Origin of the sequence: Halomonas nitroreducens, assembly GCF_003966155.1 — a bacterium.
Classification (GTDB): domain Bacteria; phylum Pseudomonadota; class Gammaproteobacteria; order Pseudomonadales; family Halomonadaceae; genus Halomonas; species Halomonas nitroreducens.
The window spans coordinates 25884-44425 of record NZ_RXNS01000003.1 but is presented as its reverse complement, the minus strand read 5'-3'; the positions used below and the strand labels follow the sequence as shown (position 1 = coordinate 44425).

The window sequence follows — 18542 nt, the reverse complement described above, 5'->3', positions numbered from 1 at the left end:
AGACCGTCGATCCACGCTACCCGTCGACGGAGGCGGCGCGTAGCTGCCGGTTCAGCCGGCCGATCTGGTAGAGGTCGTGCAGGTAGCCATCCAGGCGGGCCACCAGGTGGATGACACCGATGAGCGTGTAGATCAGCAGCATCAGCACCACCTCGCTGTTCATCCAGGCGAGTGGCCCCGCCGGGACCTCGTAGCCGATGGTGAACACGCTCAGGCCGCCCAGGAAGATGGCCAGCAGGCAGCTGACGATGGTGATGGCGAGCAACCCGCCGCGCAGGTCACGGCGGGGCGGCTGGGTCTGCCAGCCGGGGAGGTGGCGAACGCGTAGCGTGCCGTCGCAGACGAGGCGCTCCCGGCGGCGCAGCAGGGCCCGGGCCTGGCGTCCCTCGCCGCCCTCGCCGAACGCCGCCAGCACCAGCCGAGGATCGATGTCGCGACCGAAGACCCGCGTCACCGCCTGGGCGAGGCCTGCCGAGGCGCCGGTACGGGCCGACTCCCGGGCCAGGGCGGACAGCTGCCGCACGTCCGGGGCGACGTCCGGGGCGTGGGCCTGGGGGTCGGCGACGATCTGCTCGGAATACAGGCGGTAGATCTGGTAGATGGCGATCAGCACGCCCCCATAGATCAGCACGAAGGTGATAAGGCTTGGCATGGCGGGTCTCTCCGTAGACGACAGGACTGCGGCGCCCCCGGAAACCGGCGACGGGGGAGGCTCGCGGTGGCGCCAGGATGGTGCGCCGGCGCCTGGCGCGAATCAAGCCGCCGGGCCCCGGTGCGCGCCTTTACCGCACCCCGTGGCCGTCCGGCACGGCATGGCGGCAGCGTTTTGGGTTGAGCCGCGAAAAAAAATCGCTCGGACTGTCGATTCCCGTCGGCGCCGCACGACTCCTGAGTACCACCCACCGAGGAGAGTGATGTCATGCGATACATGCTGATGCGCAAGGCCGATGCGGACACCGAGCAGGGCGTGCTGCCCAGCCAGGAGCTGCTGCAGGCCATGGGCGACTACAACGAGCGGCTGATCCGGGCCGGGGTCTTCGTCACCGGCGATGGCCTGCGCCCCAGCCGGGAGGGCTGTCGTCTCGAGTTTCGCGGCGGCGAGCCCCGGGTCATCCAGGGACCCTTCCCGGCCACCGGGGAGCTGCTGGCGGGCTACAGTGTGCTCGAGGTGGACTCCCTCGAGGAGGCCATCGAGTGGGCCAAGGACTGGCCCCGGGAGGATGGCGAGGGCAACGTGACCCTGGAGCTGCGCCGCTACTTCACCATGGAGGACTTCGACCCCGGCGCCGGCCTGGACAAGCACCTGGCCCAGCAGCGGCTGCCCCGGGCGCTGCAGGTGCACCTCAATTTTCCCGGTACCTGCCGGGAGGCGATGGCCTTCTATGCCGAGGTCACCGGCGGCCACCTGGAGGCGGTGCTGACCTATGGCGAGACGCCGGCCGCCGAGCAAGCGCCTCAGGAGTGGCACGACCGGGTGGTCCACGCCTCGCTGAATATTCGCGGCCATCGGCTGATGGGCGCCGACATGATGGGCGATTGCTACCAGGCGCCCCAGGGCGCCCAGGTGTTCCTCGACTACGCGGATGTCGATCAGGCGGCACAGGTGTTCCAGCGGCTGGCCGAGGGCGGCCAGGTGCTGATGCCCTTCGAGGCCACCTTCTGGGCGCAGGGCTTCGGCATGGCCACCGACCGCTTCGGCGTGCACTGGATGGTCGCCACCCCGAGCGACGAGTGTCCCTGACACAGGGAGGAGGGAGCATGCAGTACGTTGCATTGGTGTACTACCAGGAGCAGTTGATCAACGCCATGAGCGAGGCGGAGTGGCATGCGCTCAACCAGGAGTGCGTGGCCGGCGTGGAGCGCCTGACGGACGCCGGCCACTTCGTGACCGGCCGGGCCCTGCAACCCGTGGACAGCGCCACCAGCGTGCGCCTGCGCGACGGCGAGGTGCTGGTCGCCGACGGCCCCTTCGCCGAGACCAAGGAGCAGCTGGCGGGCTTCTACCTGCTCGAGGCCCACGACCTCAACGAGGCCCTGCGGCTGGCCGGCCGCATCCCCCCGGCGCGCTTCGGCACCATCGAGGTGCGCCCGGTGCGCGAGCTGCCGCCCCGAGACGACACAGGAGACGCATCATGAGCTACGTGGATGGTTTCGTAGCCGCCGTGCCCACCGCCAATCGGCAGGCCTTCATCGAACACGCCCGACAGGCGGCGATGGTCTTCAAGGAATACGGTGCCCTCAAGGTGGTGGAGTGCTGGGGTGACGACGTCCCGGAAGGTGAAGTGACCTCCTTTCCCATGGCCGTGCAGCGCGGGCCCGACGAGACGGTGGTCTTCTCCTGGCTGGTCTGGCCGTCCCGCGAGGTACGCAACCAGGCCATGCCCCGGCTCATGGAGGACGCGCGGCTGTCGCCCGAGGTCCATCCCATGCCCTTCGACGGCCAGCGGCTGATCTACGGTGGCTTCGAGATGGTGGTGAACGAGTAGCCATCCGACGGTGGCCGGCGTCCATGGCGAGTCCTTTCGTGCCGCGGATGCCGGCCAGGTTTCATCTTCGGCGGCAGGCCCCCCTGCCGGGAGGATTCCCCATGCAGAAGATCACGCCCTTCCTGTGGTTCGACGGTCAGGCGGAAGAGGCGGGCCGCTTCTACGTCTCGCTGTTTCCCGACTCGCGCATCGAGCGGGTGGTGCGCGCACCCACCGACACGCCGAGCGTGCCGGCCGGCGCGGTGCTCCTCGTGGAGTTCACCCTGGCCGGGACGCGTTACGTCGGCCTGAACGGCGGCCCCGGCATGCCCTTCACCGAGGCGGTGTCGCTGCACATCGACTGTGCGGACCAGGCCGAGGTGGATCGCTACTGGGCGGCCCTGGCCGAGGGCGGCCGCGAGATCCAGTGCGGCTGGCTCCAGGACCGCTGGGGGCTCCGCTGGCAGGTGGTGCCCACCCGCATGCACGAGCTGCTGCGCGACCCCGACCCGGCGCGGGCCCGGCGGGCCATGGAGGCGATGATGGGCATGGGCAAGCTCATTATCGCCGACCTGGAGCGCGCGGCCGCTGGCGGCTGAGCCTGTCTCACATGCTCGAACAACACCGGCCCGGAGACGCCAGGGGCGTCGCCGGGCCAGTGTTGTTCGAGCGATGCTGCTGCGGGTCAGGGCCGGCAGACGAAGTAGTCGTTCTGGATATCGTGCTCCAGCTGGTGGACGCGGATATCGCGGAACCCGGCGTCCTCCAGGTAGGCCAGGGCGCGCTCCCGGCCCCACATGGTGCCCAGGCCCTCGCCGCCCTGGGCCAGCGAGACGGTCATGCAGTGGCTGAGCGACACGGCATAGAGGATGGCCCCCAGCGGGTGCTCACGATCCAGGTGGTGGTGGCTCGAGGCGTGGATGTCCTGCACCAGGTAGATGCCGTCCTCGGTCAGGCTGCGGTGGATGCCCGCGAGCAGCCGGCGTGGCGCGGCCTGGTCGTGGATGCCGTCGAAGGTGGTGACCAGCTCGAAGGCGCCGGGCTCGGCGGTGGCGTCGAAGTCGCTGAGGTCGCGGACCTCGAAGCGCAGGTTGCTCAGCCCGGCTCGCTCGGCCTGGTCGCGCGCCCAGCCGATGGTCTCCTCGGAGAGGTCGTAGCCGACGAAGCGGCTGGCCGGGAAGCGCTCGGCCAGGGCCAGCAGCGCCCGACCGCGTCCGCAGGCGCAGTCCAGCACCCGGATACCGTCCTCCAGGCGCGCGGTGAGGCCCGGGGCGAGCGGCAGGATGGCGTCGAACAGCGCCGGCAGCACCGTCTGGCCGCTGTCGCTGGCCATCACCTCCTGGAAGCGCGGATAGTGGGAATAGGGCACGCCGCCGCCGTCATGGAAGCAGCGCACCACCTCGTCCTCGACGCTGCCCAGCAAGGGGATAAACTGGGCATAGACGGCCAGGTTCGCCTCGCCCCGCTCGGTGAGCAGCGCGGCGCGCTCGTCCGGTAGCCAGTAAGCGGCGGTGTCCGGGTCGGTCTCGACCACCTCGGCCGCCACCATGCCGCCGAGCCATTCGCGCACGTAGCGCTCCTGGAGACCGGTACGCTCGGCCAGCGCCTGGCTGGTGAGCGGCGGCTGGCCGGCCAGGGCCTCCAGCAGCCCGGTGCGGTGGCCGATCGAGGTCAGCAGCAGCAGGCCGCCGTGGTTGAGGGCCTGGACCAGCCGTGACTCGAAGTCGTCGGTGTGGGGCGTCGGGGTCGTGGGAAGGGCGATATCGCACATGAGTGGGCTCCTCTTGTCGTTGGCGTGTTGGCGATGGGGCCAGGATCACGATACGACCGGGAGGCCGCCCACCGTCAGGCGCATCGCGCCGCAACCGAGGGGTTTCTGCCATGCCTGAGCCCGAGATCCGAGGCAAGGCGATCATCGCGCTGCTGGCCGGTCCCGACGTGACCGCCTCGACCCTGTTCGGCATGTACGACATCTTCGGCTCGGCGGGGCGCGACTGGGAGCTGCTGATGCACGGCCGCCCGGGGGAACCGCTGCTCGAGCCGGTGATCGTCTCGCGGGACGGCCGAGGCTTTCGCACCGCCAATGGCGCCTGGATCGCCCCGGACATGGCCCTGAGCGAGTGCCCCGCGCCGCTGGCGGCATGCGTGCCTGATCTGATGATCGCCCCCGGTGCCAGCCTGGCGAGCTACGCCCCCGAGATGGCCTGGCTGCGGGACTGCCAGGCGGCCGGGGCGCTGATGGCGGCGGCCTGCACCGGTGCGCTGCTGTTCGCCGAGGCGGGGCTGCTCGACGATCAGGACGCCACCACCCACTGGGCCTACTGCGAGGCCCTGGCGCAACGCTTCCCCCGGGTGCGGGTGCATGCCCATCGCAGCCTGGTGGTCAGCGGCGAGGGGCAGCGGCTGGTCATGGCCGGCGGCGGCACCACCTGGCAGGACCTGGCGCTGTTCCTGGTCGCGCGGCTGGTCGGCGTGGACGAGGCCATGCACCTGGCGCGACTCAATCTGATCGACTGGCACAGCGAGGGCCAACAGCCCTATGCCACCCTTTCCAGTTCGCGCCAGGTGGAGGACGCCTGCATCGCCCGCTGCCAGGTGTGGATCGCCGAGCACTACGAGATCCCTTCGCCGGTGGCCGGCATGGTGGCGGTCAGCGGGCTGACCGAGCGCTCCTTCAAGCGGCGCTTCAAGGCGGCCACCGGCATGACGCCGATGGACTATGTGCACACCCTGCGTCTCGAGGAGGCCAAGCAGTGCCTGGAGAGCAGTGACGCGCCCATCGACGAGGTGGCCGAGGAGGTCGGCTATGCCGACCCGAGCTTCTTCCGGCGGCTGTTCGGCCGCCGGGTGGGCTTGACGCCCAGCCAGTATCGTCGGCGCTTTCGCAGCCTGCGGCTGCGCCTGCAGTAGGGCCGGGCGCCCGCTCAGTCGCCGCCCTGCGCCTCGGGGCGCCGTGCCACCAGGGTGATCTCCACGTTGGCGCCGCCCAGCAGCCGCGGCGACTCGGTGCAGGTGCGGGCCGGATAGTCTGGCGCCGCGAAGAATTCCGCGTAGGCCGCGTCCATGTCCTCCACCTGGTCCAGGTCGGTGAGGTGCACGTCGACGCGCACCGCATCCTCTGCCCGGCAGTCCACCTGCTCGAGGATATGCACGATGCGGCGCATCACCCAGCGGGTCTCCTCGGCGACATCGCCGAGCACGGCCTCGCCGCCCTGGATGTCTGCCGCGGTGAGGCCCGAGAGGTGCACGTAGTCCTCGTCGAGCACCACGTGGCTGCCGGGAAAGGTGGGGTTGGGCAGGGTCGAATCGTTGTGGAACTTCGGCATGCAGACGTCCTCCTTGTCGCTTGGCCTTCGTCCCTGCGACAGGCCTGGCGCCGCCGTTGTTCCTCGCGGTGTGGCGGGCCGGCTCAGGTCCAGCGCGGATCGGCAGTGAACGACACGGTGAACCAGCGCCGCTCCGGCGGGATGCTCAGCCCGGCGGCGATCGCCTCGCGGATCGCGTCGAGCTCGCCCATGCCACGTCCGGCGGCGAAATCCGGCCGGGTGACGATATGGATCTCGATGAAGTGGCCGCGGCCGGCCTTGGCGACGTGGCTGGTGTAGTCGAGCAGCCCCTCGCGGCACATCACCGGCGCCATGGTGGCCTGCACCTCGCGGTCGACGGCGCTTGGCGCGATCAAAAAGATCTCCTTCATGGCCCGGCGCACGATGCCGATGGGCACCGGCAGGAAGCCCAGCGTCAGCACCGCCAGCAGCAGCGAATCCACATAGGGCGTGAGGTGGGCATAGCGGGTCTGCTGCAGCCACAGGGCGATGGCGAAGGCGACCAGCAGGGCGCCGGTGATCAGCGCCGCCATCAGCCAGCCGTGCATGTCGATGCGCACGAATTCCGAGTCCGCCTCGCGGTTGAGCCGCCGCTGGTGCAGCGTCATCGCCGTGCAGACGAGGGTGACCGCCAGGGCATAGCCGATGGCCATGTCGAAGGCCAGCAGGTGGCCGCCGTCGATCAGCCCCTGCACCGCGTTGAGGAAGGCATAGAAGCACAGCAACAGCAGGATGGCGCCGTTGAGTGCGGCCACCAGCGGCTCCAGGTGCCAGTAGCCGTGCTGGAAGCGCCGGCTGGCCTCGCGCACCGCCAGCCGCGAGACCCCCAGCGCGAGCCCCGACATCGCCGCATCGAGGCTGGAGAAGACGCCATCGAAGAGGATCGAGCGGGAGCCGGCAAGCAGGCCGAAGACCACGCCGAGGCCGGCGACGACCAGCGTCATGGCGATGGAGACCTTGAGGGCGCGCTGTTCGAGGGCGGCGGACATGGACATCTTCCCTGGTGACCAAAGCCCGAGTCTAGCCGAGTGCCCGGGTCTTGGGGAGCAGGCCCATGGCGAGTCGCTCCCGGGGGCTGGCGAGCGACGGCGAGAACCGGGACACTAGGGCGCCTCGTCGAGTCGGCCCCCCCCCCTCAGCGGAGCCGACATCGCCACGCACCGCTGACAGGAATCCCCCGCTATGGACGCAGGCCTGTATCTCGCCCGTATCGACGTTCACTCGCCCCATGTCGCCACCCTCGCCGGCTGGGCTCATGCCGAGTGGGGCCACCTGCATCCGGGTCGCGACCTGGCCGCCGCCATCGGCCACTTCCGCGCCGACTGCGGCCCGGCGGGAGTGCCCTCGGTATTCGCCGCCATGCACGGCGAGCAGCCGGTGGGCATGGCCAGCCTGGTCGTCGACGACATGAGCGACCGCCGCGAACTGACGCCCTGGCTGGCCTCGGTCTATGTGCTGCCCGACTGGCGCGGCCGCAGCATCGCCTCGCGGCTGGTGTGCCGGGTGGAGGAGGAAGCCCGGGCCCACGGGGTCGAGCGCTGCTACCTGTACACCCCGGACCAGCAGGCGCTCTACCGGCGGCTGGGCTGGCAGGACGTCGAGGAGCGCGACTACCGCGGCGAGACGGTGACCATCATGCAACGCGACCTCGTGCCTTCGACCTGAGCGAGGTGGCTTCGCAGGTGGGCGTCAGGCTCGCTGTTGCCGGCTCCGCTTGCCAGGAGGGAGGGGGCTGGCATCCTGACGCACAGGATCAAGCTATCGCCGATACAGAGGAGAAACGCATGCCCCAGGTCGAGAATCGCGGTGTCCGGATCGCCTTCGCGGAAAGCGGGGCGGGGCTGCCCATCGTCCTTGGCCATGGCTTTCTGTGTTCGGGGGAAATGTGGCGCGCGCAGGTTCCCGCGCTGGCGGGTGACTACCGGGTCATCAATCCCGATTTCCGCGGCCATGGACACTCCAGCCATCTCTCGGAGCCGTTCACGCTGTACGACGCCGTCTCGGACGTTATCGCCGTACTGGATGAACTCGGCATCGAGCGGGCGATCTGGTGCGGCCTGTCGATCGGCGGGATGGTGGCGCTGCGCGCCGCGCTCAGCCACCCGGGCCGGGTGGCCGGCCTCATCCTGATGGATACGGATGCCGGCGCGGAAACTGCCTGGCACAAGGTCAAGTACCGCGCCATGGGCGCCGGGGCGCGTGCCTTCGGCTTTCGCCCCTTGCTGCCGTCCATCGCGAAACTGATGTTCGGTGCCACCACCCGGCGGGAGAACCGTCCCCTGGTCAACGAGTGGAAGGCGAGGGTGGCCGAGAACCACGTCCCCTCCATGCTGATGGGCCTGGAGGCACTGATCCAGCGGGACTCGGTGCTCGATCGCCTGCATGAGATTCGCGTGCCGGCCCTGGTTCTGGTGGGGGAGGAGGATCGCTCCCTGCCGGTGGCGCTCTCTCGCCGGATTCACGACCGCTTGCCCGATTCCGTCTTCACGGTGATCCCGGGCGCCGGGCATCTGACGGCCCTCGAGCAGCCGGCACAGGTCAACGAGGCCATCGCCGAGTTTGTGACCAGCCTCCGGCGCTGAGCGGACGCCGGCCATCCCGCCTGGGCCGACCAACTCTCATGCCTCGCCCCTCGACAAGCCCCCGGGCCACCTCGCGATCTTGCCGGGCCAAATCGCCCGCAACGGGCTAGATTATATTCTCGGGTGCAGATGAAAGGGGGGATGAAAAGCTAGCACAATCAGTAGGTTGCTCTTTTCGCTACGAAGGCCGTCGTGATGCTCGAGAGCGTGTTTGCCCAGATCGGGATGATCCTCGGCCTCGCCGTGCTGGGGGGCGTACTGGCGCAGTGGCTGCGCCAGCCGCTGATTGTCGCCTTTATCGGCGTGGGCATCCTGCTCGGGCCATCGGGCCTCGGCCTGGTGGAGCAGCGCACCGAGATCGAGCTGTTCGCCCGGCTGGGCATCGCCCTGCTGCTGTTCGTGGTGGGACTGAAGCTCGACCTGCACATCATCCGGACCGTGGGGCCGGTGGCGCTCGCCTCCGGCCTCGGGCAGGTGGTGTTCACCTCGGCGGTGGGCTATCTGATCGCGCTGGGGCTCGGCATGTCGCCGGTGACCGCCCTCTACGTGGCCGTCGCCCTGACCTTCTCCAGCACCATCATCATCGTCAAGCTGCTGTCCGACAAGCGCGAGGTGGATGCCCTGCATGGGCGTATCGCGGTCGGCTTTTTGATCGTGCAGGACATCGTGGTGGTCCTGGTGATGATCGGCCTGACCGCCTACGGGCAGGCCGACGGTGACGTCAGCATGGGCGGGGAGGCCCTGAGGGTGCTGTTGACGGGTGGGGCCATGCTGGCGGGGCTGGCCCTGTTGATGCGCTACGTCCTGCCGGGGCTGCTGCATCGGCTGGCCCACTCCTCGGAACTGCTGATGCTCTTCGCCATCGCCTGGGCGGTGATCGGCGCCATGGGCGGCGAGCTCCTCGGCTTCAGCAAGGAGGTGGGGGCCTTTCTCGCCGGGGTGTCCATCGCCTCGACCCCCTATCGCGAACAGGTGGCCTCGCGGCTGGTGAGCCTGCGCGACTTCCTGCTGCTGTTCTTCTTTATCGAACTGGGGGCTACCCTGAACCTCGGCACCCTGGGGGCCCAGCTAGGGGCCTCGGCGATCCTGTCGCTCTTCGTGCTGATCGGCAATCCGCTGATCGTCATGGCGATCATGGGCTACATGGGCTATCGCAAGCGCACGGGCTTTCTCGCCGGCCTCACGGTGGCCCAGATCAGCGAGTTCTCCCTGATCCTGGCGGCGATGGGCCTGACACTCGGGCACCTGCAAGAGGAGACGGTCGGGCTGATCACCCTCGTCGGCCTGATCACCATCAGCGTGTCCACCTACATGATCCTCTATTCGCACGCCCTCTATGAGCGGATGGCCCCCAGGCTGTCGATCTTCGAGCGCCAGGTGCCGCACCGGGAACTCGACAGCCTGGCGGAGGCCAACAACGAGGTGGATGTCCTGCTGATCGGGCTGGGACGCTACGGCGCGGCACTCGCGGCAGACCTCAGGGAGCGGGGCTGTCGTCTCCTGGCGGTAGACTTCGATCCCACCACCGTCCGGCAACATGCGCGGGATCGCTACCGGGTCTGTTACGGCGACGCCGAAGATCCGGAGTTCCTGGCGACCCTGCCGCTGCACCAGGCGCGCTGGGTTGTCAGCACCCTCCGGGACCCCGCCATCAATCGCCTGCTCCTGCATGGCCTGCGCCAGCAAGGGTTCACGGGCAAGGTCGCGATCGCCGTCTCCCATCAGCGGGAGGTGCGGCGCTTCGCCCAGGACGGCGTGGACCTGGTGCTGGTGCCCTATGCCGACGCGGCAAGAGAAGCGGCCATCCGGGTGATGGCCTCCCAATCGTCGGTGGAACCTCGGGAAGGGGAGAACGCATGAAACGTTTCAAGAGCATCCTCTATGTCATCGAGCCCTCGGCCCCCCAGGAGGCGGGACTCGCCCGGGCGGTATCGCTGGCGGAGAATAACCAGGCGATGCTGACCCTCATCGATGTCATCCCCGAGGAGATGCTGGATCTCTCGCTGGCGCCCCGGGGGCCGTCGGCCATCGAGTTCCGGGATGCGGTGATCGCCGAGCGCCGGACATGGATCGAGTCGCTGATCCTGCCCCATGCCGACCGGATCGCCTGCCATATCGAGGTGCTGACCGGGATCACCTTTATCGAGGTCATCCGGGCCGTGCTGCGGGATGACCATGATCTGGTGATCAAGACGGCGGAGAACCCGGAGTGGAGCCGCCTGCTGTTCGGCAGCGACGACATGCACCTGATGCGCAAGTGTCCCTGCCCGGTCTGGCTGATGACGCCCGAGGAAAAGGCCAACTACCGGCGCATCGTCGCGGCCGTGGATGTCGATGTCCACCGTGTCGTGCCCGGCGAGCAGGCGCTGAACGACAGCATCCTGGAAATGGCCAGCTCCGTGGCGGTGTCCGACTTCGCCGAGCTTCACCTGGTACATGCCTGGGATGCACCGGAGGCCGGCTTCGTGGGCCTCTGGGCCGATGATCCCGACACGACGGAGCGACACATCGTCGAGGGCGAGCAGTCCCGCCACCAGGTCGGCATGGACAGGCTGACGCATCGGCTTCGCGAGCGCATCGGCGCGGACGCCTATGATTACCTCTCGCCGCGGGTCCACCTGCCCATGGGATCGGCGAAGAAGCAGATTCCCGAACTGGTCGGGAAGCTGAAGGCGGACCTGGTGGTGATGGGCACGGTGGCGAGAACCGGCATCCCCGGCTTCATCATCGGCAACACGGCCGAGGCGGTGCTCTATCAATTGCAGTGTTCGGTGCTGGCGCTGAAGCCGCCGGGGTTCGTCTCGCCGGTTACCCTGGCGTGACCCGGCCCGGGCAACGTCACCGAACCTTGATCCAGGTCGCAAGCCCCCGGCAACCCTGGCGTAGATTGACGAAAAGGGCGCCGCCCGTCGGTTGGCGTCGATCTCCTACAGGCCGGCTAGGGAGGGGAGCGCGATGAACGAGGCATGGCGGGATCAAGCGCGCTCGGCCACGCCGGACTGGCATGCCCGGCCGGCCGAGGCCGTGGCGGAGCACTGGACCGTCGCGCCGGAGTCGGGGCTGGACGAGCCGGAGGTGACCCGCCGCCGCGAGCGCCATGGCCCCAACCGCCTGCCCGAGGCCAAGCCCCGCAGTGCGCTGAGCCGCTTCCTGGCCCAGTTCCGCAACCTGCTCATCTACGTGCTGCTCGGCGCGGCCCTGATCACGGCCCTGCTCGGCCACTGGGTGGACACGGCGGTGATCCTGGGGGTGGTGCTGGTGAACGCGGTCATCGGCTTCGTCCAGGAGGGCAAGGCCGAGGACGCCCTGCGTGCGATTCGCGACATGCTCTCCGCCCGGGCCATGGTGCGGCGCGAGGGGCGCCAGTACACCCTGCCGGCGGAGGACCTGGTGCCCGGTGACATCGTGCTGCTGCAGGCCGGCGACCGGGTGCCGGCCGACATGCGGCTGTGGCGCGCCCGGGGCCTGCAGATCGAGGAGGCGGCGCTGACCGGCGAGTCGGTGGCCCAGGAAAAGGTCACCGAGCCGGTGGCGGGCGAGGCGGTGCTCGGTGATCGCCTCGGCATGGCCTACTCCGGCACCCTGGTGACCCACGGCCAGGGGACCGGCATCGTGGTGGGGACGGGGGCGGACACCGAGATCGGCCGCATCAGCCGCCTGGTGTCGCAGGTCGAGACCCTGACCACGCCCCTGCTGCGCCAGATGGCGACCTTCTCGCGCTGGCTGACCGGCGCCGTCCTGGGGCTGGCCGCCCTGATCTTCCTGTTCGGCACCCTGTGGCGCGGCATGGCCCCCGGCGAGAGCTTCATGACGGTGGTGGGCCTGGCCGTCGCGGTCATCCCCGAAGGCCTGCCGGCCATCCTCACCGTGACCCTGGCCATCGGCGTCCAGCGACTGGCCGGTCGCCAGGCGATCATCCGCCGCCTGCCGGTGGTGGAAACCCTCGGCTCGCTCGGGGTGATCTGCTCCGACAAGACCGGCACCCTGACCCGCAACGAGATGATGGTTCGCAGCCTGGTCACGGGGGCGGGCCACTGCACGGTGGAGGGCGAGGGCTATCGCCCGCGTGGCGGCTTCCGGCGCGGCGACGAGACCCTCGACCCGGCATGCCATCCCTGGCTGACGCGGCTGCTGCGGGCGGGCCTGCTCTGCAACGACGCCACCCTGGAAGGCTCGGACGGCGACTGGCAGGTGCATGGCGACCCCATGGAGGGGGCGCTGATCACCGCCGCCCTGAAGGGCGGCCTGGAGGCCGACGACGAGCGCGCCGCGAACCCGCGCACCGATCTCATTCCCTTCGATGCCGAGCACAAGTTCATGGCCACCCTGCACCACGACCACCGGGGGCAGGCCTTCGTCTACGTCAAGGGCGCCCCGGAAGCGGTGCTGCGCGCCTGCCAGGCCGTGTGGGGCGAGCAGGGCGAGGAGGTGCTGGACCCCGAGGCCTGGGAAGGCCACATCGAGGCCCTGGCGGCGGACGGGCAGCGTGTGCTGGCGGTGGCCTGCAAGGCCATGCCGTCCCATGCCCAGGAGGTGGATTTCGCCGACGTGGAATCGGGCCTGGTGCTGCTCGGCCTGCTGGGCCTGATCGACCCGCCCCGGGAAGAGGCCATCCGCGCCGTCGCCGACTGCCGGGCGGCGGGGATCCGCGTCAAGATGATCACCGGGGACCATGCCGGCACCGCCCGGGCCATCGCTGGCCAGCTGCATCTTGCCAACGCCGACGAGGTGATCACCGGGCAGCAGCTCGAGCGCATGGACGACGACGCGCTGGCCCGGCGCGTCGGGGAGGTGGACGTCTACGCCCGGGTCAGCCCCGAGCACAAGCTGCGCCTGGTCACCCTCCTGCAGGCCCAGGGCGCGATCGTCGCCATGACCGGCGACGGCGTGAACGACGCCCCCGCCCTGAAGCGGGCCGACGTCGGCATCGCCATGGGCCGCAAGGGGACCGAGGCGGCCAAGGAGGCCGCGGAGATGGTCATCGCCGACGACAACTTCGCCTCCATCGTCCGCGCCGTGGAACAGGGCCGCACCGTCTACGACAACCTGAAGAAGGCGATCGTCTTCCTGCTGCCCATCAACGGCGGGGAGGCCATCAGCATCCTGATCGCGGTGCTGTTCGGCCTCACCCTGCCGATCACCCCGGTGCAGATCCTCTGGGTCAACATGGTCAGCTCCGTGGCGCTGGCCATGGCGCTGGCCTTCGAGGCCACCGAGCCGGATGCCATGCGCCGCCCGCCCCGGCCGGCCGACGAGGCCATGATCTCGAGCTTCTTGCTGTGGCGCATCGCCCTGGTGGCGGCGTTGATGGCGGCCGGCGTGTTCGGGATCTTCCGCCTGGCGCTGGCCGAGGGGGCGAGCCTGGAGGAGGCGCGTACCTATGCCGTCAACACCCTGGTGCTGATGGAGATCTTCTACCTGTTCAGCGTGCGCTTCCTGCGCACGCCCTCCCTGACCTGGGAGCGCATGTTCAATTCCCGCGCGGCCATCCTCGCCGTCGCCGTGGTGGCCCTGCTGCAGCTGACCTTCACCTACGCGCCCTTCATGAACCATTTTTTCGACACCCGGCCGGTGGACTTCGTCCACGGCGTCGAGATCGTGCTGATCGGCGTCGGCCTGTTCGCCGTGCTGGAAGTGGAGAAGCTCTGGCTGCGCCGTGCCGCCGGCCGCCACCGGTCCGATGGCGGCTGACGACGGGCGAGAGGTCGCGTGACGGGATGCGCCGGCCCCGACAGTGACTTCGCATCCACGCCCTGACCTCGACGCAAGGGACGCGGCCACCGGATGGGGTTTCGTGGGAGCGCCACTTGTTGCGCGAAAGGCGCTCCGTGCTGCCCGGGGCCAATAGTCCCCTCGAGCTGCGGGGGCTGAGGCCCATCCTGGGCATTCCGTGTATGGGGCGCCTTCTCGCCCATGGCCATCCAGCGACACGCCACGACGGCGCGATTCGCCGGATACCGGATGCCCGATCACCACTCGCCCACCCGTGTCCTACGCCTGGCCGAGTAAGCAGGAACTCACCGAAAGTCGAAGAGGAATGACGCACTTCCGTGCCTCGCACGCCCCTTTTGGCACATTTTGCAGGCGACTTTTGCGCTGGCGCCGGACCTTGATTAGTCTGGCCTGATAAGGCCGCGGAAGATGGCCACCAAGGGAGCGCGCAGGGACTACCGCAGGAGATGGCAGGAGCGCCATCGCATCATGCAGGTGGGTCAGGCGGTAGCGTGCCCGGCGTCCCTGAGGGTCCTTTACCCCAGGGGACTGCGCACGCCGGCAAAGCCCTTGCCCAGCACATGCGTGTAGATCTGGGTGGTTTCCACGCTCTTGTGCCCGAGTAATTCCTGAACCGTGCGGATATCCGTGCCCTGGTTCAGCAACTGGGTGGCGAAGCTGTGTCGCAGGGTGTGACAAGAACCGGGGCGCGGCAGCGAGGCGGCCCGCATGGCGTGTTTGACGGCCTTCTGTACCGCCGATGGGTGGACATGGTGAAGTACCACCTTGCCGTCCATGTCGCAGCAGGGGCGGGAGGCAGGGAAGAGCCACTGCCAGGCCAGAGAGATTCCCGCATTGGGGTACTTGCGATCCAGCGCATGGGGCAGCGTCACCGGCACTTGGCCATGATGAAGGCGGTATTCAAGCTGATGTGTGGCGGTGGTGAGCTGCTTCTGCAAGGAGGAAATACAAGTGGTCGGGAGCAAGGTAGTGCGATCCTTATCGCCTTTGCCGGCTCTCACCGTAATGACCTGGCGTTCGAAGTCGATGTCCCGGACACGTAGCCGGCATGTTTCGATAAGGCGAAGCCCCGAGCCGTACATCAAGGTTCCCATCAGGTGCATGGGGCCAGACAGGTGGCTCAGCACACGCAACACTTCCTCGTGAGATAGCACCACCGGCAGCCGGCGAGGCCGCCTCGCGCGTGAGAATTCACCGATTTCCCCCAAGGGCTGCTCGAGGACGTGGCGATAGAGGAAGACGAGGGCGTTCAGGGCCTGGTTCTGTGTTGCCGCCGCCACATGGCGTTCCACCGCAAGGTGTTCCAGGAAGGCCTTTATCTCGGGGGCACCCATGCCGGAGGGATGCCGCATGCCGTGGAATCGGATGAAGAAGCGTATCCAGTAGCAGTAGGTCTTCTCGGTACGTGGGCTGTAGCGCTTCACCCTCATGGTGGCCTTCACCCGGTCCATCAGCTTCGGCGGCTTGCTCTGCGTATCCATACGGTGCCCCTCCCGGTGCATGGATATGCATACAGTATTATTGGCTCTGGCAAAACGCGCAAGCGTGTGAATCCTGCATAGGTAGCCGAGCTATTCTTAGAGTTACTTGATATCAATGGGTTAGTTGCAGAATGGCGCGCTAGATAACATTGTTGAACGTGCCGGCACGTTCATTCAATATCAGAGCGTTCCGTCTAATCACTGTTAGCCGCGGTCCAAGAAAGCATTGGCATTCTCCAATATCGTCAGTCGAAAAATGACTCAAGTCGTAACTCACGGAGAACAGATTCGGTTTCTGTATTCGGCGAGTCAAAATCGTTGATTGGTAATCTAGCCTGGTGATATTTACAAAGCGAATGATTTCGAACGGTTTAACTGGTCATTAGCTTTATGAGTAACAGCAGTGCAGTACAAATTGCCGTGGCCGTAAGACGGCTGCTCCCCTTACAGCATGCAGTCGAATATAGTGAATAGTGGTTTGGCGCACGTCAGCATGGTCAAGACTAAACCAGTTCTGTTTACAGCTTGGAGAGCATAGTGCAACGTCAAAACTCAGTGTGTTCAACCAATAACGGTAAAGCGGCTAACAAGTGCATGCACCGGACCCACTTTACTTTGCTTTATCCCAGCGCTACGACAAGCTTCGCGCAGTGCTAAACCAAAGTAAAGCGGTCCGGTGATGCAGGCGTTATGGCTCATATTGAGGAGGTGGTATGTCGTTCGAAGAGTTAAGGTCTGAAGTGCACGAGACTTACATGGAAAACTATGTTGCTGGGTTTAAGAGTAACGACGTTGCGCTAATCGATAAGATGGTCAAGTATCCAATCGCGTACATTAAAAACGGCACGGTGACAATGTGCGATTCCTATCCTATAGACCCCAAAAGCCTTAAAGAGGAAAAGGGTTGGGATCATTCTGTCGATTGGAAATTTGAGGTTACAGCTGTCAACGATAGTGAAGCCCATGCAGTTGCCTCTGCTGTCAGATGCAGAAAAGATGGTTCAAGAATTGAGAGTGTTCATGGATTTTATGCTTTCACAAAAACGGTCGATGGATGGAAAATGTACGCCGTCGCGGATACAACATTCTGACCATAACAATTCGCACCAGTACGCGGCCGATGGCCGCCGGACGCCCTTTCCATGGCTCCTTTGTCGCCATTCCAAGATCGCCGCTGTGCTTCGCGTTAAGTGTAAAAGGATTGATCGATGAAAGGTGAATGTCTCTGCGGAAACGTGAAGTTCGAAATCGAAGGGGAGATTCGAAACCTCTATCAGTGTCACTGTTCGTTGTGCCGCAAAGCCACTGGAGCGACAGCTAATGCTGCTACCTTTGTGCAGGCCGCTGCTTTTCGCTGGGTGTCAGGTGAAAGCGATATTAGGTCCTACAACAAGCCCAGTGGTTTCCGAAGCGATTTTTGTTCAGTGTGTGGGAGTCCGGTTCCCAATAGCCTGCGAGACAGTGGAATGGTTTGGATTCCTGCCGGCTTGCTTGATGAACCAGTCGCTTCGAGGATATCTGTTCATCTCCATACAAAGTCCGCCGCCCCTTGGGAGCAAGAGTCTGTCGAGTGTGTTCGACTGGATGGTGGGCCTGAGGGCCTGGAATCACTTAACAAGTTGTTGTAGTTCGTTCCGGCCTGCGGCCTCCACCGGACGCCCCTGTCGGGGCGCCGCTAAACAAAAGCGTTATGCAATACGAGGTAAGAAATGAAAAAAGGAGTACTGACGTTTTTCTGTGGAAAAATGGGGGCAGGGAAAACTACAAAGTCTCGTGAAATCTCCCAAGAGCGAAACGCCGTACTGCTCTCAGAAGACGAGTGGCTTTCATCAATTTATCCGAATAGCATCAAGACCTTAGATGATTACATTGAATATTCTGGCCGTCTTAAGCCTCAAATGAAGAAACTGGTTCAATCGATCTTGGCGTCTGGAACCAACGTGGTAATGGATTTTCCGGCAAATACAATTCCACAGCGAGAGTGGTTTAAAAGCATTTTTTCAGAGATCCAGGCTCCACATGAATTAATTTACATCGACCAGCCAGATGAGGTTTGCTTGGGGCAAATCGCAAAAAGGCGGATAGAACATCCACAGAGAGCGGAAACTGATACGGAAGAGATGTTTGAGATGGTTACAAAGTACTTTGTTGCACCCACACTTGATGAAGGGTTCAACACAACCGTAATTGCGGCAAATGCATAACAATCGCAGGCAGGGCGACGGCTTTTTCGTTGTGGCTTCGCCTCCACTACAAAGCCGCGAGTGCTGCGGGCGTTATGAGTAAGGATGGAGTCAGTTAATGAAATTAGAAGGACTCGTCGATCTGTACCGGAGCATGAGGTCTCAAGATATTGACCGATACCGCTTCTCCTACAGGTCTGGGAAAGCACTGTTTGATGTTTTCTTTTTTGTTGATGAAAGCCCCTTTGTTCTTCTTTTTGGAGTGAAATCCGAAAATTTCAGCTTTGAGATAGTGGTGGAAAGAGGTTTCGAGATTGATCCAAAGCTTGATCGTGACACCTACAAAGAGCTCTGCCGTATCCTGGGGCTAGAATACGATCCAGATAGGCCTTTCAGTCCTTGGGGCTTCTTTAAAGAATTCAGCGAAAATATCCCAAATCAAGCGATTGCAGCACAAAAGGCGGCACCACACGAAGTTGCAGATTATCGCTCAGTTTCGGAAGAGGCTGACAAGATTTACTTTCTCGGCTGGCGAGACAATACCAAACGCGGAGAGCAAGTAGGCGTCTTGAACCTTGAAAAAACAAGAAGGCTGTTAGGGGAGAAAGCCTTTGAGAGGTGTAAACAAAAGAATATTAGCAGCTGCTGGACTGATAATAAGAAAGCTGCAAAGGATTTTACGTTACCGTGAAATTCACTCATAACAATTCGCTGTTGCCGGACAATTTTTACACCGCTTCGCGGCTCCAAAATTGCCGCAAAGCTTTGCGTT

19 protein-coding genes are annotated in these 18542 nt (G+C 65.4%); 14 read left to right on the top strand and 5 right to left on the bottom strand.

The genetic code is table 11. The features are described 5' to 3' along the window. Positions 1-16: 16 nt before the first annotated feature. Positions 17-652 (bottom strand): hypothetical protein, encoded by a 636-nt coding sequence (locus EKG36_RS03910; RefSeq protein WP_126481250.1) that lies wholly within the window; start codon positions 650-652, stop codon positions 17-19. Between the two features lie 267 nt (positions 653-919). On the opposite strand from EKG36_RS03910, the gene EKG36_RS03905 reads away from it, so the two are divergent. The 4 genes from EKG36_RS03905 (at position 920) to EKG36_RS03890 (ending at position 3064) form a co-directional block, all read left to right on the top strand. Then, a complete protein-coding gene (locus EKG36_RS03905) occupies positions 920-1741 on the top strand; it encodes a YciI family protein (RefSeq protein ID WP_126481248.1) in 822 nt (273 codons plus the stop codon). A 17-nt stretch (positions 1742-1758) separates the two neighbouring features. Then, on the top strand, positions 1759-2136 hold the full coding sequence (locus EKG36_RS03900) for a YciI family protein (protein ID WP_126481246.1): 378 nt from the start codon (positions 1759-1761) through the stop codon (positions 2134-2136). Beyond that, a complete protein-coding gene (locus tag EKG36_RS03895; RefSeq protein WP_126481244.1) occupies positions 2133-2486 on the top strand; it encodes a DUF1428 domain-containing protein in 354 nt (117 codons plus the stop codon). The genes EKG36_RS03900 and EKG36_RS03895 overlap by 4 nt, the downstream gene beginning before the upstream one ends. A 101-nt stretch (positions 2487-2587) precedes the next feature. Continuing rightward, on the top strand, positions 2588-3064 hold the full coding sequence (locus tag EKG36_RS03890; protein WP_126481242.1) for a VOC family protein: 477 nt from the start codon (positions 2588-2590) through the stop codon (positions 3062-3064). An 86-nt stretch (positions 3065-3150) separates the two neighbouring features. Here EKG36_RS03890 and EKG36_RS03885 read toward each other — a convergent pair whose 3' ends face one another. After that, a complete protein-coding gene (locus EKG36_RS03885; RefSeq protein ID WP_126481240.1) occupies positions 3151-4236 on the bottom strand; it encodes a class I SAM-dependent methyltransferase in 1086 nt (361 codons plus the stop codon). A 110-nt stretch (positions 4237-4346) separates the two neighbouring features. On the opposite strand from EKG36_RS03885, the gene EKG36_RS03880 reads away from it, so the two are divergent. Next, positions 4347-5375, top strand: coding sequence for a GlxA family transcriptional regulator (locus tag EKG36_RS03880; RefSeq protein WP_126481238.1), 1029 nt, complete (start codon positions 4347-4349; stop codon positions 5373-5375). A gap of 14 nt (positions 5376-5389) precedes the next feature. Here the strand turns inward: EKG36_RS03880 and EKG36_RS03875 are convergent, their stop codons facing one another. Further along, positions 5390-5791, bottom strand: a complete 402-nt coding sequence (locus tag EKG36_RS03875) for a RidA family protein (protein WP_126481237.1) — start codon at positions 5789-5791, stop codon at positions 5390-5392. An 83-nt stretch (positions 5792-5874) separates the two neighbouring features. Then, on the bottom strand, positions 5875-6780 hold the full coding sequence (locus EKG36_RS03870) for a cation diffusion facilitator family transporter (RefSeq protein WP_126481235.1): 906 nt from the start codon (positions 6778-6780) through the stop codon (positions 5875-5877). Between the two features lie 193 nt (positions 6781-6973). Here EKG36_RS03870 and EKG36_RS03865 point away from each other — a divergent pair, with 193 nt between their 5' ends. From EKG36_RS03865 to EKG36_RS03845, 5 genes are all read left to right on the top strand, one after another. Continuing rightward, a complete protein-coding gene (locus EKG36_RS03865) occupies positions 6974-7456 on the top strand; it encodes a GNAT family N-acetyltransferase (RefSeq protein WP_126481233.1) in 483 nt (160 codons plus the stop codon). A 119-nt stretch (positions 7457-7575) separates the two neighbouring features. Beyond that, positions 7576-8373 carry an alpha/beta fold hydrolase gene (locus EKG36_RS03860; RefSeq protein WP_126481231.1) on the top strand — a complete coding sequence of 266 codons (798 nt, stop codon included), beginning with the start codon at positions 7576-7578 and terminating at the stop codon, positions 8371-8373. A 195-nt stretch (positions 8374-8568) separates the two neighbouring features. Beyond that, positions 8569-10233 carry a cation:proton antiporter gene (locus EKG36_RS03855; protein ID WP_126481652.1) on the top strand — a complete coding sequence of 555 codons (1665 nt, stop codon included), beginning with the start codon at positions 8569-8571 and terminating at the stop codon, positions 10231-10233. Continuing rightward, positions 10230-11195: a universal stress protein gene (locus EKG36_RS03850; protein WP_126481229.1), complete on the top strand. Its 966-nt coding sequence runs from the start codon at positions 10230-10232 to the stop codon at positions 11193-11195. Before EKG36_RS03855 ends, EKG36_RS03850 begins: the two co-directional genes overlap by 4 nt. Positions 11196-11328: 133 nt before the next feature. Continuing rightward, positions 11329-14064 carry a cation-transporting P-type ATPase gene (locus tag EKG36_RS03845; protein ID WP_126481227.1) on the top strand — a complete coding sequence of 912 codons (2736 nt, stop codon included), beginning with the start codon at positions 11329-11331 and terminating at the stop codon, positions 14062-14064. Positions 14065-14621: 557 nt separating this feature from the next. Here the strand turns inward: EKG36_RS03845 and EKG36_RS03840 are convergent. Continuing rightward, positions 14622-15587 carry an integron integrase gene (locus tag EKG36_RS03840; RefSeq protein WP_126481225.1) on the bottom strand — a complete coding sequence of 322 codons (966 nt, stop codon included), beginning with the start codon at positions 15585-15587 and terminating at the stop codon, positions 14622-14624. 755 nt (positions 15588-16342) lie between these two features. On the opposite strand from EKG36_RS03840, the gene EKG36_RS03835 reads away from it, so the two are divergent. From EKG36_RS03835 to EKG36_RS03820, 4 genes are all read left to right on the top strand, one after another. Further along, on the top strand, positions 16343-16678 hold the full coding sequence (locus tag EKG36_RS03835) for a hypothetical protein (RefSeq protein ID WP_126481223.1): 336 nt from the start codon (positions 16343-16345) through the stop codon (positions 16676-16678). Positions 16679-16795: 117 nt separating this feature from the next. After that, complete coding sequence (locus EKG36_RS03830; RefSeq protein WP_126481221.1) at positions 16796-17215, top strand: GFA family protein; 420 nt, start codon at positions 16796-16798, stop codon at positions 17213-17215. Positions 17216-17296: 81 nt separating this feature from the next. Beyond that, positions 17297-17791: a P-loop nucleotide/nucleoside kinase family protein gene (locus EKG36_RS03825; protein WP_126481219.1), complete on the top strand. Its 495-nt coding sequence runs from the start codon at positions 17297-17299 to the stop codon at positions 17789-17791. Positions 17792-17888: 97 nt separating this feature from the next. Continuing rightward, a complete protein-coding gene (locus EKG36_RS03820) occupies positions 17889-18461 on the top strand; it encodes a DUF6037 family protein (protein ID WP_126481217.1) in 573 nt (190 codons plus the stop codon). Positions 18462-18542: the final 81 nt, after the last annotated feature.

Bases quoted from the DNA above. Each gene is read 5' to 3' on its own strand.
- EKG36_RS03910 (WP_126481250.1), bottom strand. From the start codon at position 652: ATGCCAAGCCTTATCACCTTCGTGCTGATCTATGGGGGCGTGCTGATC.
- EKG36_RS03905 (WP_126481248.1), top strand. From the start codon at position 920: ATGCGATACATGCTGATGCGCAAGGCCGATGCGGACACCGAGCAGGGC.
- EKG36_RS03900 (WP_126481246.1), top strand. From the start codon at position 1,759: ATGCAGTACGTTGCATTGGTGTACTACCAGGAGCAGTTGATCAACGCC.
- EKG36_RS03895 (WP_126481244.1), top strand. From the start codon at position 2,133: ATGAGCTACGTGGATGGTTTCGTAGCCGCCGTGCCCACCGCCAATCGG.
- EKG36_RS03890 (WP_126481242.1), top strand. From the start codon at position 2,588: ATGCAGAAGATCACGCCCTTCCTGTGGTTCGACGGTCAGGCGGAAGAG.
- EKG36_RS03885 (WP_126481240.1), bottom strand. From the start codon at position 4,236: ATGTGCGATATCGCCCTTCCCACGACCCCGACGCCCCACACCGACGAC.
- EKG36_RS03880 (WP_126481238.1), top strand. From the start codon at position 4,347: ATGCCTGAGCCCGAGATCCGAGGCAAGGCGATCATCGCGCTGCTGGCC.
- EKG36_RS03875 (WP_126481237.1), bottom strand. From the start codon at position 5,791: ATGCCGAAGTTCCACAACGATTCGACCCTGCCCAACCCCACCTTTCCC.
- EKG36_RS03870 (WP_126481235.1), bottom strand. From the start codon at position 6,780: ATGTCCGCCGCCCTCGAACAGCGCGCCCTCAAGGTCTCCATCGCCATG.
- EKG36_RS03865 (WP_126481233.1), top strand. From the start codon at position 6,974: ATGGACGCAGGCCTGTATCTCGCCCGTATCGACGTTCACTCGCCCCAT.
- EKG36_RS03860 (WP_126481231.1), top strand. From the start codon at position 7,576: ATGCCCCAGGTCGAGAATCGCGGTGTCCGGATCGCCTTCGCGGAAAGC.
- EKG36_RS03855 (WP_126481652.1), top strand. From the start codon at position 8,569: ATGCTCGAGAGCGTGTTTGCCCAGATCGGGATGATCCTCGGCCTCGCC.
- EKG36_RS03850 (WP_126481229.1), top strand. From the start codon at position 10,230: ATGAAACGTTTCAAGAGCATCCTCTATGTCATCGAGCCCTCGGCCCCC.
- EKG36_RS03845 (WP_126481227.1), top strand. From the start codon at position 11,329: ATGAACGAGGCATGGCGGGATCAAGCGCGCTCGGCCACGCCGGACTGG.
- EKG36_RS03840 (WP_126481225.1), bottom strand. From the start codon at position 15,587: ATGGATACGCAGAGCAAGCCGCCGAAGCTGATGGACCGGGTGAAGGCC.
- EKG36_RS03835 (WP_126481223.1), top strand. From the start codon at position 16,343: ATGGAAAACTATGTTGCTGGGTTTAAGAGTAACGACGTTGCGCTAATC.
- EKG36_RS03830 (WP_126481221.1), top strand. From the start codon at position 16,796: ATGAAAGGTGAATGTCTCTGCGGAAACGTGAAGTTCGAAATCGAAGGG.
- EKG36_RS03825 (WP_126481219.1), top strand. From the start codon at position 17,297: ATGAAAAAAGGAGTACTGACGTTTTTCTGTGGAAAAATGGGGGCAGGG.
- EKG36_RS03820 (WP_126481217.1), top strand. From the start codon at position 17,889: ATGAAATTAGAAGGACTCGTCGATCTGTACCGGAGCATGAGGTCTCAA.